The sequence below is a fragment of the Ruegeria haliotis genome (genome assembly GCF_013377785.1).
Lineage (GTDB): Bacteria > Pseudomonadota > Alphaproteobacteria > Rhodobacterales > Rhodobacteraceae > Ruegeria > Ruegeria haliotis.
Window position 1 is genome coordinate 983,217 of the sequence record NZ_JABXWT010000001.1, and the last position, 15,139, is coordinate 998,355.

The following is a 15,139-nucleotide window of genomic DNA, read 5'->3' on the forward strand; positions in this document are numbered from 1 at the left end:
ATGTGGCTTTAGGAGTTTAGCTCAGGAGCTCTTTCACCTTGGCAACGGTCGCCTCGGCTGTGATGCCGAAATGCTTGTAGAGTTCACCCGCAGGGGCCGAGGCACCAAAGCTGGACATGCCGATGAACCCGGACTTGGCCTCGCGGCCACGCTCGCCCAGCAGCCAGCGGTCCCAGCCACCGGCGCGGACTGCGGCCTCGATGCCAACGCGGACTGTACCACCGGGCAGAACGCGTTTGCGGTAGGCTTCGTCCTGCTGCGCGAACAGCTCCATGCAAGGCATGGAAACGACGCGGGTGCCGATGCCGTCGGCTTCAAGCATTGCCTTGGCTTCCATCGCCAATGACACTTCCGAGCCGGTGGCGATCAGGATGGCCTGACGCTTGGTCTCGGCGTCGGCCAGCACGTAAGCGCCTTGTGCGGTAAGGTTCTTGGTTTTGTGGTCCTTGCGTACGGTCGGCACCCCCTGACGGGTCAGCGACAGGACCGATGGGCTGTCCTTGAAGGTCAGCGCCAGTTCCCAGGCTTCAGCCGTTTCCACGGTGTCAGCAGGACGGAACACATAGGTGTTCGGCGTCGCGCGCGAGATCGCCAGATGTTCGACCGGCTGATGGGTCGGTCCGTCTTCGCCCAGACCGATCGAATCGTGGGTCATCACAAAGACGGTAGGCACCTTCATCAGCGCCGCCAGACGCATCGACGGGCGGGCATAGTCAGTGAAGGCCATGAACGTCCCGCCATAGGGACGGATACCGCCATGTAGCGCCATGCCGTTCATCGCCGCCGCCATACCGTGTTCGCGGATGCCGTAATGGATGTACCGACCCTTGCGGTTTTCCGGCAAGAACACGCCCATATCGGCGGTCTTGGTGTTATTCGACCCTGTCAGGTCCGCCGAACCGCCAACGGTTTCGGTCAGGATCGGGTTCACGATGCCCAAAACTTTTTCCGACGACGCGCGCGTGGCCAGTTTCGGTTGATCTTCCGAGGCCTGCTTTTTGAACGCACGGATCGCACCGGCCAGCTTTTTGGGGGCTTCAAACGCATAAGCGCGGTTGAACTCGGCCTGCTTGCGTTCGGAGATCTGTGCGAAACGATCCTCCCACGCGGCGCGTTCAGTGGCTCCGCGTGTGCCGATGGCTTCCCATGCGGATTTCACGGCCGCCGGAATTTCGAAAGCGGCGTGCGGCCAGCCATAGCCTTCTTTGGCGGCCTTCAGCTGGTCCTGATCTGTCAGTGCACCGTGACCCTTGGAGGTGTCCTGCGCCGCGTGACCCAGTGCGATGTGGCTTTCACACGCGATCATGGTGGGCTTTTTCGACGATTTGGCTTGAGTGATGGCGGCGTCGATGGCCTTGGGGTCATGACCGTCAATTTCGATCACATGCCAGCCCGACGCCGCGAAACGACGCACCTGATCGGTGCGGTCGGCTATATCGACGGTGCCATCGATCGTGATGTTGTTGTTGTCCCAGAACACGATCAGTTTGCTCAACTCGTGACGGCCGGCGAGGGTGATCGCCTCTTGGCTGACGCCTTCCATCAGGCAACCGTCGCCCGCGATCACATAGGTATAGTGATCGACGACCTTCTTGCCGTAATGGGCGCGCTGGATTTCCTCGGCCATGGCAAAGCCCACAGCGTTCGAGATGCCCTGACCCAGCGGACCTGTGGTGGTCTCGACGGCATCGATCAGGAAGTTTTCAGGATGACCGGCGGTTTTGGCGCCCATCTGGCGGAAATTCTTGATTTCCTCCAGTGTCACGTCGGCGTGGCCAGTGAGGTATAGCAACGAATACACCAGCATCGAGCCATGTCCCGCGGACAGGATAAACCGGTCACGGTCGGGCCAGTTGGGGTTTGCGGCGTCGAATTTCAGGTGCTTTTCAAACAGCACGGTCGCAACATCGGCCATGCCCATCGGCATACCGGAATGGCCGGAATTGGCGGCGGCGACGGCGTCAAGGGTCAAGGTGCGGATAGCCGCAGCCTTATCCCAGTGTTCGGGGTTGGATTTGCGCAGCGCAGTCAGGTCCACGGGCGTTGTTCCTTTGGATTACAAGCAGATTGCGGGCTCAATATCATCCACCCCTCAAAGTGCAAGCGGAACCGGCTGTGACAGGTCTGGGGCGCTTCAACAGCGCAGTCCAAGTTGTTGAAACCAAACAGTGGGTATTTTCTGTCGCATTCCGCTAGACTAGGCACAGGCGGGGCCGGATTTTGATTCGGATCACCCCGCACCAGAACGAACCTTGATAAAGAGGTGACAGGGGCATGAGCCAGATCGAGGAATTACAGCATCGCATTATAATCGCGATGCAACGTATTGGCACCGGTGTCGAGGCTTTGCGCGAAGCGACTCCAGCCGGTGACGGCCAGGATGAGGGCTTTCAAGCGGCTTTGGATGAAGAGCGCATCGCCAATGCTCAGCTTCAGGAGCGGTTGAAGTCTCTGAAAGAGCGGCACGAGCAGGAAATCGACGCTTTACGCGCGGACATGGAGATTTTGAAATCTTCACCCGATCCGGATGAGGAAATGGATGCGCTGCGCGAGCAATTGGCCGACGCGAAAGAGCAACTGATCTCGGTCGAGGCGGCAAGGTCCGAGTTGGCCGAGGCCAAGGCCGCGCTGGAAAACAGCGAAGAGCTGGATGCCCTGAAAGGCGAAAATGACCAGCTGCGAGCCGATCTGGACTCGCGGGAAGATCCAGCCCCGTTGCGCGCCGAGCTGGAGCAACTCCAAGCGTTACTTGCACAAGCGCAGAACATAGAGGCGGAAAATAGCCGGTTGCGGGCAGAACTGGCCGACACCGAACGGGTAGGGGATCTGAGCGCAGAACTTGAGATGCTGCGCGCCGAGCGCACCAGCCATGGTGCCGCGATGTCGCGTCTGGATGATGATTTGCAGCGGATGCGCAAGGCGAATGAACAGTTACGCAGTTCGATTGATGAGTTGCGAGCCGCCGCAGAAGGAGGCATGCCGGACGCCGAATTGCTGAACCGCGCCACAGTGGCCGAGCTTGAGGCAACGCGAGCAGCTCAGGCGACGGATGCGGCCGAGGCGCATGCGGTTCTGGCGCGTCTTGAACCCCTGCTGTCGCGGGCAAAACTGGCGGAAGGTGAGGTGGAATGATGCCTGAACTAACCATTCATATCGGTGGCCGCGGCTTTGAAGTTTCCTGTCAGGAGGGCGAAGAGGTCTTTCTGCAATCTGCCGCCAAAATGCTGGATGATGAGGCGCAAATCCTGTCAGATCAGATCGGGCGGATGCCGGAATCCCGGATGTTGCTGATGGCCGGTCTGATGCTTGCTGATAAGACGGCGGCAATGGACGACAAGGTCAGTGCACTAGAAGCAAAATTGGCCGAGATCGAGGCAGAGTTACAAATGTTGCGCAACGCTCCTCCGCCTGAACCAGAACGGGTGGAAGTGGCCGTGGTGCCGCCGTCGATTACAGATACGCTGGCAGAATTGGCCGCACGGGCCGAAGCCCTGGCATCGGTTGTGGAGGAGAAACAGGCACAATGAAAATTCTGCGCGGTATTGCCGGTGGGATGTTGATGATGGCGTCCGCCTCAGCAGCACTGGCCGAGATCGACATTCTGTCGGTGACGTTTACTTGCGAGAACGGCATTCCGCTGCCGGTGACCTATTTCAATGCGCCCGACGGGTCGGGGGCGGCGGCGACAATGGTCGACAATTCGCTTGTGCCCATGCGTCAGGTGGCAAGTGGATCTGGTATCCGCTACGAATCCGTCGGCGGTGAAGGCACGTATATCCTGCGCTCGAAAGGCTGGAATGCCTCAATCAGCTATCTGGCGGCAGATAGTGCCGCCAGCGAGCAAGTCATCTATCAGGAGTGCTCCAGCCGCTAGGCGGGGATCACGCGTTTGCTTCGCGAATTTTGTCGGCTGCGTCTTTGTTGTAGCCGACGCCATTCTGTTCAAACAGCGTGTCCAGTTCGCCCGACAGTGTCATCTCGGTGATGATGTCGCAGCCACCGACGAATTCGCCTTTGACATAAAGCTGGGGTACTGTCGGCCAGTCAGAGTAATCCTTGATGCCCTGACGGAGGTTTTCGTCGGCCAGAACGTTCACATCGGCATAATCGACGCCCATATAATTAAGCACACCGGCCACACGCGAAGAGAAACCGCACTGCGGCATGTCTTTGGTGCCTTTCATGTACAGCACTACGTCGTTGGCTTTGACGGTTTCGTCAATCTGGGTTTTAACTTCGCTCATCTTGCTTGTCCTCTTTACCCGCATCCGGGGCGGTCGTTTCGTCTTGTGAAAGGCCAGGGGCCCATCCTTCTGTCTCAAGCCTGCGATGCTCGGCTTGTGCCAAAGTCACCGGATCAAGCCCGTATCGTTCAATGCCACCGACTTTACTAAGTTTGTCAGGGTCGGGGCGCATATCTGACAGTTTTCGCTTTCTGTTGCGCTTGACATAGGCTTCGATCAGCGCGGCGGCAACTATGAATGCGGCGACGATGCTTATCCAGAAGAGCCAGCCGTTCATTTTTTAGGAGCCATCGCCTTGGCATATTCCTGGGGATCTTTTGTCACTCGTGACGCAGTTGGATGACCGCCGCCGCTTATGCCCATTGCAGTTCCATGATCAATGATTGAGTCACCTTGCCCCGGTTCGACACCTCGTTCACGGTTCGAACCCTTCGGTCGCCCAATGGCCTTCACAATCGCAATAGAACCGGCCAATGCGATCATTCCGCAAAAACCATATATCCACAACGTAGCGCTCATTCAGGCACTTTCGTCGTCAACGCCAATGCATGCAACTCGCCATCCGGGCCGTCCATTTTGCCCTTCAGCGCTGCATAGACCGCACGCTGCTGTTGCACCCGGTTCATACCGCGAAAGCTTTCGTCCACCACCATGGCGGACATGTGAACACCGTCTTGGCCGCCAACCTGAATTTCCGCATCGGGAAAGGCTTCGCGCAGCAGGTGTTCAATTTCGTGGGTGCTCATCGGCATGTAGGTTTCTCCTGAAGGTCTTTCTCAAGATGTAGAGCGCCGGGGCGGGGCGTGCAAGGGTGCGATAGGGTCTGCAAAACGGCAAAACCCGCGACTGTTAAAGACACGGGTTCTTTGAACAAGAGAGTGTCTGACAGGTATCAGGCCACCGCTGCGGCAAAGCTGGTTCGGAATGTGGCGGCCAATTCCTCTAGCGGAGCGTCAGATCCACCGATGCGAACGCAATCGCCGGTAAAACGGCCAACCGAGACCAGCGGCACACCGGCTTGGCCGGCCGCAATCATCAGCGCCTCGGCCTGATCAAAGTTGCAGGCCACAAGATAACGGGCCTGATCTTCGCCAAACAGGAACTCGGTTGAGGCATCGTCCAGGCAGACACCGACGCCAGCGGCCTCGGCCAATTCAAAGGCAGCCAGTGCCAGCCCGCCATCGCTCAGATCGGTACAGGCCTTGATCATGTCGCGATTGGCACGAATGAATTCTCCGTTGCGCTGTTCGGCGGCCAGATCGACATGAGGCGCATCGCCGTCTTCACGGTTGAACACCTCGGCCAGCAGGGCGGATTGGCCCAGATGTCCATTGGTTTCGCCGATGACCAGCGCAACGTGGCCCTCACGGACTTCGTTTCCGATGATCTCGTCCGTGTGAGACAGCAGGCCCACTGCGCCGATGGTTGGCGTGGGCAGAATCGCCTGACCGTCGGTTTCATTGTAAAGGGACACGTTGCCCGACACGATGGGCATATCCAGCGCAGCGACCGCGGCCCCGATCCCTTTGATGGCACCAACAAGCTGACCCATGATCTCGGGCTTTTCGGGGTTGCCGAAGTTCAGGTTGTCGGTCGTCGCCAGCGGTTTGGCCCCGACTGCGGTCAGGTTCCGATACGCCTCGGCTACGGCCTGTTTGCCACCTTCTTCTGGGTTGGCGCGGACGTAGCGTGGGGTAACGTCGGATGTGAACGCCAGCACTTTGTCGGTCCCGTGTACACGGACCATACCGGCACCCAGACCCGGGGTACGGGTGCTATCGGCCATCACCATTGTATCATACTGTTCGTAGACCCATTGCTTGCCTGCATAGTTGGGAGAAGCGAGCAGGGCGCGCAGACCATCGATCGGATCGATCTGCGGGACTTCGGTCAGTTCTTCAGCCTCGGGGGTCGGTTCCCAAGGACGATCGTATTCGGGTGCGGTTGAAGACAGCTTGGACAAGACCAGATCCGCCTTGACCTCGCCATTATGCACGATCAGGAACCGATCTTCGGCGATGGTCTCACCGACGATGGCAAAGTCCAGATCCCATTTTTCGAATACCGCGCGGGCCTCGACCTCCAGCTCGGGTTTGAGAACCATAAGCATGCGTTCCTGAGATTCTGACAACATCATCTCGTATGCGGTCATGTTCTCTTCGCGTTGAGGTACGTTTTCCAGATCCAGCCGAACGCCCAGACCGCCCTTGTCGCCCATTTCAACGGCCGAGCAGGTCAGCCCGGCTGCACCCATGTCCTGAATGGAAATCACGGCGCCGGTCTGCATCAGTTCCAGCGTCGCCTCCATCAGGCGCTTTTCGGTGAACGGGTCGCCGACCTGAACGGTGGGGCGCTTTTCTTCGATGGTGTCATCAAATTCGGCCGAGGCCATGGTGGCACCACCAACCCCGTCACGGCCGGTTTTGGCACCCAGATAAACCACCGGCATGCCGACACCAGATGCCGCCGAGTAAAAGATTTTGTCGCTATCGGCGAGACCGGCCGCAAATGCATTCACAAGGCAGTTGCCGTTATAGGCCGGATGGAATCGCACTTCGCCACCAACGCAGGGCACACCGAAACAGTTGCCATACCCGCCGACACCTTCGACCACACCGTTGACCAGTTGCCGGGTTTTGTGGTGACCGGGTTCGCCGAATGACAGGGCATTCATCGAAGCGATGGGGCGCGCGCCCATGGTGAAGACATCGCGCAGGATGCCACCAACGCCAGTAGCCGCGCCTTGATAGGGTTCGATGTAAGACGGGTGGTTGTGGCTTTCCATTTTGAAAACAACGGCCTGATCGTCACCAATATCCACAACGCCCGCGTTTTCACCGGGGCCGCAGATAACCTGTGGGCCCGAGGTCGGCAGCGTGCGCAGCCATTTCTTGGAGGATTTGTACGAGCAGTGTTCGTTCCACATCGCCGAGAAGATGCCCAGCTCGGTGAATGTCGGTTCGCGCCCGATGATCTCGAGGATCATGTCGTATTCTTCGGGCTTCAGCCCGTGGGCGGCAATCAGATCCTGGGTGATGGCGGGCTCTTGCATCGTCTGTCCTGTTCTCAAGGTGGCCGAGATTGCGGGCCTTTTAGGGCAAGGGCGCGCCGGTGGGAAGGGTCAAGACCGCGCAGCCCTCTTCAGAAATGCTGACCGATGTAAATATATAGCTGATCTTCGTCTTGAAGGTTGTGTGCCCAATCGACCGGGAACTTCTTTGAGACGTGATTTCGCGCACGTGGTTCAATGGCTCAATAGGTTCAGCCGTCCGACAGGTTAGAAAACTGTCGTCTGTCGTCGCCCCCCAGCCGGTAGTTGTGGGATAGGTCGATATCGAGGTTTCTGCTGGTGGTAGGATAGATCGTGTCGTCAAGGGTGCAGCGGCACCAAGGCCGCTGCATCGGGGGATTGTGGTCTCAGGTCGAACCTTGTTTCTTGCTGACAGCATCGCCTGCAGCAGCGCCGATCGCGGCCTTCTGCGCTTCCGTCAGGTTTTCAGCCTCATCCAGACCCGGGATTGCCACGCGTACTTCACGGCGGGCAAAGTCAATACCATTCGCCTTGAATTCGGTTTTGACGCGGTTGAAAATCTCCTTGCGTAGGGTGAACTGCGCGCCCGGCTTGGCCATGAATTTGCCGCGGATGATCATACCGACATCGTCGAAATCGAACACACCTTGCGACTTGAACGGCTGCAGGAAACCGGCTTTGTGGGTTTCGTCCTCCATCATTTCGGCACCGATCTTTTTGAAGATCTTCTTGACCTTGTTGGGGTCAGTGTCAAAGGGCACGGTGAACTTGAGCTTCATGATCACCCAATCACGGCTGAAATTCGTCAGCTTTTGAATTTCGCCGTAGGGGATCGTGTGCACCAGGCCGCGATGGTGGCGCAACTGCATCGAGCGGATCGATATCCTTTCGACCGTGCCCATGGTGCCGCCGACATCGACATATTCGCCAACGCGGAAGGCATCGTCGATCAGGAAGAAGACGCCACCGACGATATCGGCTACCAGTTTCTGTGCGCCAAAGCCAATTGCCAGACCAAGAACACCGGCACCGGCCAGCAATGGGGTTATGTTGATCCCCAATGCGCCCAGCGCAAGCAGGCCAAAAATGACGGCAATCGTTACTTGTGCGGTTATGCGCAGCAACGGCAGAACGGTCGCCAGGCGTGAGCCGCCAGCTCCTCCACCTTCGCCACCGGCTTCTTCATCCACAGCCTCTGCCGAGGTCTGTTCCTTGGCAAGACGGCGGTTGGCCCACAGCGAGACAACCTCGTTTAGGATATAGCCAACTGCGATGATCAGCAGGAATTCAATGACCGCTCCGCCAACTTCGGCGCCGATACCAGCCGAGGCGACGTGGCGCAAATCAAGTTGCCATGCCCGTGAAATCATAAAGATAACAATCAAGCCAGCCAGAACGCGGCCAATTCGGATATAGCTGCGCTTGGTTGAGCGATAGGCTTTTTCGGCCAGCGGACCTTCGCCTGCCATCGGCGGCTGGAGATGACGGACCAGCCCGCGGATCAACGTGTCCAGCGCTGGTGCGATCAGCAACCAGAACATTGTGGTAAAGTGCGGACCTTTGCCTAGCAGCGCGAGGGTTGAAGGATCACGCTGCGCGACCAGAAACTCGACAAGCAGCCAAATTACAGCCGAAACGCCAATGGCAAAATAGGGATAATAGTGGGCAACTTCTTCGTCGAATTTGGTGTGATCGGGATCAGTGCCCAGCATCATCTGGGACAGCCCTTCGCGTGCCGTCCAGGCGATGACGCCAATATAGATGTGGATGGCTGCGTTGAGCCAGAAGCCGATGCGCGTTTCACCACCGGTGATACCGTTAAGTACATTGAATCGGACAATGAACAGCGTGAAGCCGATCAGGATAAGTAGGCCGATCAGGTTCCGGTGCAGGTATTTCGCCCAGTGATCGTCAATATTGACCAGCCTGAGTTGTGGCTTGTTCGGTGCCAGAACGAAACGCGACGCGGCTGCGCCCAGACGCGGGACCCAGATCAGGTAGAACACAAATGGAGCGGCAAAGGTGATTTGCTCAGTCGTTAACAGGCCGCGCCCAACTGCCCGTATGACGACATAGAAAACGACCAGCCCAGCGATCTCATGACAGAAGCGGCGGAACAAATACCGAACTGCCCCCCGAAGATCTGCGCCTTCCGCAACATCGTTTTGATTGTGCCATTTTCGGGTAACAAGACCGAATAATTTTTCGGCAATGTATCCCAAGATAAGAACCGTCAGGACCAGACCCATAAGAACAAAAACGCCGTTTGTTCCAAAGGTTGTTGAGAAGTTGCTGAATGCCTCTGCTTGGGCGCTGAAGATATTGGGCAATGTGGTCAGAACATGGGTCCAAGAGGCGACCATTTCGGCCCAGATCTCGTTGATCTCAGTCAGCGGGTCTTCGTGGCCTTCCTTGGCTGCCGCTTGTTCTTCCGCGACCGCATCAAGGCGCTCCAGCAAAATGGCGCGGACCTGATCGTCGGACATGCGTGCGACCAGACCGTCGACCTGCTCGGGTGTCAGATCCTCGGGGATGGTTACGGCGGATGAGGTGGCGGTGTCTTGTGCGTAAACTGGAACCGCAAGGAATACGGCGGATACCAGCGCCAGCAAAAGGCGGAGTGGGTGGAACATGTTTTGCCCTCGAATACGAATTTAGGTCGTTTTTTCGGGATCATACGCACAGATGCGTATATTTCCCAGTGATTTCCGGGGCAAAGGATGCGTGCGGGCAAAAAAAAGGCCGAGCACTAAGCTCGGCCATAGTCCAACAGGGAGGTATGAAGAAGATGAGCGTTACAGCATCACCGCCTTCGAGTGCTCATTTAAGTGTCAGTTTATGAACGTTCAAGATTTTTCAGTGCACTTGATGCTCATGCCCGATATGCCATGGGTGCATAGCTACAGTTTTCCCATTTGCTTCAAGTGCTTGCGTTGGGCGATGATCTCATCCTGAACGAAATCCCGGAACGCTCCGACGCGCTTAGAATGCCGCAATTCCTCAGGGTAAGCTAAATAGACAGGGACATCTGCCGTTTCGATATCCGCCAGAACCGGAACGAGGTGCGGGAAATCTTGCGTTACGTAGTCCGGCAGAACGCCGATCCCCAGATTATGCAAAACGCCCTGCAGGACCCCAAAATAGTTGTTCACTGTCAGCAGTGAGCTTGGGTTGCATGTCATCAGGTGCCGCACCATCGCCGCACCAGCCCCTACCTGAGGCGCTGCAGGTGTCTGGCAGATCAGCCTGTGTTCCTTTATGTCTTCAAGTGATTTCAGCATGCCGCCATGAGACTCGATGTACTCCTGAGTTGCATAGAGCATCATCTGAACCGTCATCAGGCGTTTGCGAACAAGGTCCGCCTGGCTGGGTTCCTTCATGCGGATGGCAACATCGGCCTCGCGCATGGGCAGGTCGAGAACCCGTTCCTCGAGCATCAGATCGATGTTGAGATCAGGATATTGTTCATAAAGCTTGGGCAGGCGCGGGGCCAGCCATAGGGTCCCGAACCCAAAGGTCGTGGTGACGCGCAGGACGCCAAAGACTTCATCTTCGCTGTCGCGAATGCGTGCGGCGGCGGCGTCCAGACGTTTGGACATTGCGGAGGTCGCGTCAAACAGCAACTCGCCTTGTTCGGTCAGAATCAGGCCACGCGCATGACGGTGAAACAGGGTGGCATCGAGTGATTCTTCTAGTGCGCGGATCTGTCGGCTCACGGCGGATTGAGACAAATTGAGCTTGTCCCCGGCATGAGTCAGGCTGCCCGCATCGGCAACTGCGTGAAATATTCTAAGCTTGTCCCAATCCATCGCCGCAACTTTCGTTATCCTCCGGAACGCCTATATGAAATAGGTAACAAGTTCTACATTCAAACAGTGAAATCGTTGCGATTCAGGGGATAGTACCTATACAGGTCAGAAATTATGACCTAAAATGCGTTAAGATACAGCACACTGATCTGACGAGGGGAGGCGTCTGATGAGCCAGCCAAAAATTACGCTAAACGACCGGTTTGATCTTGAGAAAAATCCCGTTCTTTTGAACGGCACACAGGCGCTTGTGCGGTTGATGCTGATGCAAAAGGCGCGGGACCGACAAGCAGGTCTGAATACAGCCGGTTTAGTAACTGGATATCGCGGCTCGCCTCTGGGTGCGGTGGACCTGCAGATGACGCGCGCGCAAAAACAACTGACCGAAAGTGACGTTACCTTTCAGTACGGGTTGAACGAGGATTTGGCAGCAACCGCCCTGTGGGGCAGTCAGCAGGCCGGACTACGCGGAGACGGCCGGTTCGATGGCGTCTTTGGCCTGTGGTATGGCAAAGGGCCAGGTGTGGATCGGTCCGGCGACGTAATGCGCCATGCGAATATGGCGGGTACCGCGCAGCATGGTGGCGTGCTGATGGCGATGGGGGATGATCATACCGGCGAAAGCTCGACCGTGTTGCATCAATCCGAGTGGTCGCTGGTTGATATGTACATGCCTGTGGTCAGTCCGGCAGGCGTGCAAGAGATATTGGACTACGGCATATATGGCTTTGCTCTTAGCCGGTTTGCCGGAGTTTGGGTCGGTCTGAAAACAATGAAGGACACGATCGAGGTGACCTCGGTCGTGGATGGCAGCCCGGACCGGATGAAGGTTGCCATTCCGGACTTTGACATGCCCGAAGGTGGCTTAAACATTCGTCTGGGTGACACACCGCATCTGCAAGAAGCACGGATCATTGATTACAAACGTTTCGCGGCTGAGACGTTTTCCCGCGCAAATAAACTGGACAAGCGGGTTTGGGGTAAACCGGGCGCCAAGATCGGTCTGGTTGCGGCTGGCAAGAACTGGCTGGACCTGACGCATGCGCTGTCTTTGCTGAACATTGACGAAGTTGAGGCCGAGCGGCTGGGGATCACCACCTACAAGGTTGGTCAGACCTTCCCACTGGACATGACCGGGTTTCATGACTGGGCCGAAGGGCTGGATTTGGTTGTTATCGTCGAGGAAAAGCGCAAACTGATCGAGGTGCAGGTCAAGGAGGCAATCTTCGATGATCGTCGGGGCCGCCGGGTTTATGGCTGGTACAAAGGTGGAGCTGGGACGCTGCACCGCGAAGAACTGTTCCCGACACGGGGCGCTCTGGATCCGATCATGATTGCCGAGAAGCTGGGTGAGATATTGATCGAAGAGGGGCGGGAAACAGACGGCGTCCGCGCCGGTTTGGCGAAACTATCCGAAGCACGCCGCGCCGATAACGCACAGGAAATAGCAACGCGATTGCCGTATTTCTGTTCAGGTTGTCCGCATAACAGCTCGACCAAGGTACCGGATGGCAGCCGTGCTTATGCGGGCATTGGTTGTCATTATATGGTTCAATGGATGGACCGTGAGACAACCGGGTTCACCCAGATGGGCGGTGAGGGTGCGAACTGGATTGGGGAAGAGCCGTTCTCGACCACTAACCACGTGTTCCAGAATCTCGGCGACGGGACGTACAATCATTCCGGCGTACAGGCGATCCGGGCGGCACTGTCGGCGGGGACAAATATTACCTTCAAGATCCTGTTCAACGATGCGGTTGCCATGACTGGTGGTCAGGATAACGAGGGCGGCCTGACAGCCGAACGGATCGTGGCCGAAGTCAAAGCGATGGGTGTCCGCGATGTCGCTGTGGTTTACGACGAGAAGGAAGACGTGAACTTCAAGGCGCTGCCTGCCGGGGTCGAAACCTTTGAACGGTCCGATCTGATGCAAGTGCAAGAGCGGTTTCGCGAGATCGAGGGTACTTCGGTCATTGTCTATGTGCAGACCTGCGCGGCAGAGAAACGCCGCCGTCGTAAGCGTGGTACCTTCCCGGACCCTGACAAGCGAGTCTTCATCAATACCGATGTATGTGAAGGGTGCGGTGATTGTGGCGTGCAATCCAATTGCGTCTCAATAGTTCCCAAGGAAACGGAACTTGGCCGCAAGCGCGCCATTGATCAGTCCAGCTGCAACAAGGACTATTCCTGTGTGAACGGTTTCTGCCCTTCGTTCGTGACGCTCGACGGCGCAAAGATTCGCAAGGAAGCCACCACCGAGATTGACCTGCCAGACCTGCCAATGCCGGTGCTGCCCGAAATCAACGGCACGCATAATGTGGTGATTACAGGGGTCGGTGGGACCGGTGTTGTAACCCTTGGGGCGGTGCTGGCTCAGGCGGCTCAGATTGACGGCAAAGGCGCGGGCATGATGGAGATGGCGGGTCTGGCCCAGAAGGGCGGAGCGGTCCACATCCATTGTCGCATAGCAAACCGACCCGAAGATATCAGCGCTATTCGGGTTGCGACTGGTGAAGCGCATGCGTTGATCGGTGGTGATTTGGTCGTATCGGCGGGGTCCAAGACGCTGGGGCTAACGCGAACGGGGCAAACCGGTGCTGTTGTGAACAGCCATGAGACGGTTACCGGCGACTTCACCCGCGACACCGAATTCCGCATCCCAAGCGATCAGTTGCAGTTGGCCTTGCAGGCTCGGTTGAAAGAGGGCGTGTCGCTGTTCGACGCAACCGATCTGGCGCGGGCTGTGATGGGAGATTCGATATACTCCAACATGATGGTTTTGGGCGCGGCCTGGCAACGTGGCTTCCTGCCAGTCACACACAATGCCATCCTGCAAGCAATTGAACTGAATGGAACGGCGGTAGAGCGTAACAAGCGGGCTTTTGACATCGGTCGCTGGGCTGTGTTGCATCCCGAGGATGTGCAGGCGATTCTGGCTCCGTCCGTTGCCGAATTGCCGAAGACGTTGGATCAGGTAATTGAGTTCCGGGCACAGCATCTAACGAACTATCAAGGGACGCGTCTCGCCAAGCGCTATCGCAAATTGGTGGGCAGGGCCGAGAACGCGGCAGTTCGCGAAGCGGTGGCCAAAGGATATCACAAGCTGTTGTCCTACAAAGATGAATACGAAGTTGCCCGCCTGCTGTTGTCCAGCCGAGAAAAGGCAGCGGCAGAGTTCGACGGCGATTTCAAGATGACCTTCCACCTTGCACCACCAATTTTTGGTGGCGTCGCGAGTAACGGCCGATCGCGCAAGAAGGCATTTGGCGAGTGGATGCTGAGGCCATTGAGACTGTTGGCGAAAATGAAAGCCGTGCGCGGCACGCCGCTGGACCCGTTTGGTTATTCAGCCGAGCGGCGCATGGAACGTTCTTTGATCCGGCAATACGAGAACGACATGCAGGAGGTACTGCCCTTGGTGTCGCAAGACACACAGGACGCTGTCGTCGCGTTGGCCCGCTTGCCATTGGATATCCGTGGCTTTGGCCCGGTTTTGCTGGAGAGCGAGGCCAAGGCCGCCAAGCGGCGAGAGGAATTGCTGACGATCATTCGTAGTGGAGGGCCGGAGATACGTGCGGCGGCAGAGTAAACGTCACAAGCCTGTCACGATTACTGACTGTTCAGTCCCGGCATCTGGTGGATCGGATTTAGGATGAATCGATCTGGCTCAGAAGTCCAGATTTTACAGATGTACTCGTAAGGCGTGAGGCCGCCGAGTGTCTTGAGCCTGCGAGCAAAATTGTAAGCCGCCATGAAGTCGGTGAGGTGCACTCGCAGCTGATCATTGTCATCGTAATGATATCGTTTGACGGTGGCGTCCTTGATCGTACGGTTCATCCGCTCGACCTGGCCGTTTTCGGGGAATTTGATCCACTGGATCAAATCCTGATCCCTCAAACTCCACGGATGGTTGGGCTTCGTTAGCCTGTGCTCGATCCCGTTTGCATCGCAGATCATGTCAAAGCGCATGGGCCGAGAATAGATTGTGTTCCGGTTTCGAGGCTGCTCGGCGAACTGGATGCCATTATCGGTAAGGATCGTGTGGATGTGATAGG

Annotated in this window: 13 protein-coding genes; 4 read left to right on the forward strand and 9 right to left on the reverse strand. The window is 57.1% G+C overall.

Annotated features, from left to right (window positions below; translation table 11 throughout):
- Positions 1-16 precede the first annotated feature (16 nt).
- On the reverse strand, positions 17-2,038 hold the full coding sequence (tkt, locus tag HW561_RS04890; RefSeq protein ID WP_176862184.1) for a transketolase: 2,022 nt from the start codon (positions 2,036-2,038) through the stop codon (positions 17-19).
- 236 nt (positions 2,039-2,274) lie between these two features.
- Between tkt and HW561_RS04895 the strand changes: the two genes are divergently transcribed.
- From HW561_RS04895 to HW561_RS04905, 3 genes are read left to right on the forward strand one after another with little or no spacing between them, the layout of a single operon-like run.
- Positions 2,275-3,132 (forward strand): hypothetical protein, encoded by an 858-nt coding sequence (locus tag HW561_RS04895; protein WP_176862186.1) that lies wholly within the window; start codon positions 2,275-2,277, stop codon positions 3,130-3,132.
- Positions 3,132-3,527, forward strand: a complete 396-nt coding sequence (locus HW561_RS04900; protein ID WP_176862307.1) for a cell division protein ZapA — start codon at positions 3,132-3,134, stop codon at positions 3,525-3,527. The genes HW561_RS04895 and HW561_RS04900 overlap by 1 nt, the downstream gene beginning before the upstream one ends.
- Positions 3,524-3,874: an MliC family protein gene (locus HW561_RS04905; RefSeq protein ID WP_176862188.1), complete on the forward strand. Its 351-nt coding sequence runs from the start codon at positions 3,524-3,526 to the stop codon at positions 3,872-3,874. Before HW561_RS04900 ends, HW561_RS04905 begins: the two co-directional genes overlap by 4 nt.
- A gap of 7 nt (positions 3,875-3,881) precedes the next feature.
- Here the strand turns inward: HW561_RS04905 and grxD are convergent, their stop codons facing one another.
- The 7 genes from grxD to HW561_RS04940 form a co-directional block, all read right to left on the reverse strand.
- Complete coding sequence (grxD, locus tag HW561_RS04910; RefSeq protein WP_176862190.1) at positions 3,882-4,244, reverse strand: Grx4 family monothiol glutaredoxin; 363 nt, start codon at positions 4,242-4,244, stop codon at positions 3,882-3,884.
- Positions 4,231-4,521: a hypothetical protein gene (locus HW561_RS04915; protein WP_176862192.1), complete on the reverse strand. Its 291-nt coding sequence runs from the start codon at positions 4,519-4,521 to the stop codon at positions 4,231-4,233. Before HW561_RS04915 ends, grxD begins: the two co-directional genes overlap by 14 nt.
- Positions 4,518-4,763: a hypothetical protein gene (locus HW561_RS04920; protein WP_176862194.1), complete on the reverse strand. Its 246-nt coding sequence runs from the start codon at positions 4,761-4,763 to the stop codon at positions 4,518-4,520. The genes HW561_RS04915 and HW561_RS04920 overlap by 4 nt, the downstream gene beginning before the upstream one ends.
- Positions 4,760-4,996 (reverse strand): BolA/IbaG family iron-sulfur metabolism protein, encoded by a 237-nt coding sequence (locus HW561_RS04925; protein WP_176862196.1) that lies wholly within the window; start codon positions 4,994-4,996, stop codon positions 4,760-4,762. Before HW561_RS04925 ends, HW561_RS04920 begins: the two co-directional genes overlap by 4 nt.
- Before the next feature lie 140 nt (positions 4,997-5,136).
- Positions 5,137-7,296: a phosphoribosylformylglycinamidine synthase subunit PurL gene (gene purL, locus HW561_RS04930; RefSeq protein ID WP_176862198.1), complete on the reverse strand. Its 2,160-nt coding sequence runs from the start codon at positions 7,294-7,296 to the stop codon at positions 5,137-5,139.
- A gap of 365 nt (positions 7,297-7,661) precedes the next feature.
- The gene (locus tag HW561_RS04935) at positions 7,662-9,908 is read right to left on the reverse strand and encodes a mechanosensitive ion channel family protein (RefSeq protein WP_176862200.1); all 2,247 of its coding nucleotides are present in this window, start codon (positions 9,906-9,908) and stop codon (positions 7,662-7,664) included.
- A 267-nt stretch (positions 9,909-10,175) separates the two neighbouring features.
- Positions 10,176-11,084: a LysR family transcriptional regulator gene (locus tag HW561_RS04940; RefSeq protein WP_176862202.1), complete on the reverse strand. Its 909-nt coding sequence runs from the start codon at positions 11,082-11,084 to the stop codon at positions 10,176-10,178.
- A 169-nt stretch (positions 11,085-11,253) separates the two neighbouring features.
- Between HW561_RS04940 and HW561_RS04945 the strand changes: the two genes are divergently transcribed.
- Complete coding sequence (locus tag HW561_RS04945) at positions 11,254-14,673, forward strand: indolepyruvate ferredoxin oxidoreductase family protein (RefSeq protein ID WP_176862204.1); 3,420 nt, start codon at positions 11,254-11,256, stop codon at positions 14,671-14,673.
- Positions 14,674-14,693: 20 nt separating this feature from the next.
- Here HW561_RS04945 and HW561_RS23875 read toward each other — a convergent pair.
- Positions 14,694-15,139 (reverse strand): integrase core domain-containing protein (locus HW561_RS23875; RefSeq protein WP_235962784.1); only part of this gene is annotated, 446 nt, incomplete at its 5' end.

What these genes read in the sequence shown, in the direction of transcription:
- HW561_RS04940 (WP_176862202.1), bottom strand. Translation starts at nt 11,084, where the DNA reads ATGGATTGGGACAAGCTTAGAATATTTCACGCAGTTGCCGATGCGGGC.
- HW561_RS04915 (WP_176862192.1), bottom strand. Translation starts at nt 4,521, where the DNA reads ATGAACGGCTGGCTCTTCTGGATAAGCATCGTCGCCGCATTCATAGTT.
- HW561_RS04945 (WP_176862204.1), top strand. Translation starts at nt 11,254, where the DNA reads ATGAGCCAGCCAAAAATTACGCTAAACGACCGGTTTGATCTTGAGAAA.
- HW561_RS04905 (WP_176862188.1), top strand. Translation starts at nt 3,524, where the DNA reads ATGAAAATTCTGCGCGGTATTGCCGGTGGGATGTTGATGATGGCGTCC.
- HW561_RS04925 (WP_176862196.1), bottom strand. Translation starts at nt 4,996, where the DNA reads ATGCCGATGAGCACCCACGAAATTGAACACCTGCTGCGCGAAGCCTTT.
- HW561_RS04935 (WP_176862200.1), bottom strand. Translation starts at nt 9,908, where the DNA reads ATGTTCCACCCACTCCGCCTTTTGCTGGCGCTGGTATCCGCCGTATTC.
- purL (WP_176862198.1), bottom strand. Translation starts at nt 7,296, where the DNA reads ATGCAAGAGCCCGCCATCACCCAGGATCTGATTGCCGCCCACGGGCTG.
- HW561_RS04920 (WP_176862194.1), bottom strand. Translation starts at nt 4,763, where the DNA reads ATGAGCGCTACGTTGTGGATATATGGTTTTTGCGGAATGATCGCATTG.
- HW561_RS04895 (WP_176862186.1), top strand. Translation starts at nt 2,275, where the DNA reads ATGAGCCAGATCGAGGAATTACAGCATCGCATTATAATCGCGATGCAA.
- HW561_RS04900 (WP_176862307.1), top strand. Translation starts at nt 3,132, where the DNA reads ATGCCTGAACTAACCATTCATATCGGTGGCCGCGGCTTTGAAGTTTCC.
- grxD (WP_176862190.1), bottom strand. Translation starts at nt 4,244, where the DNA reads ATGAGCGAAGTTAAAACCCAGATTGACGAAACCGTCAAAGCCAACGAC.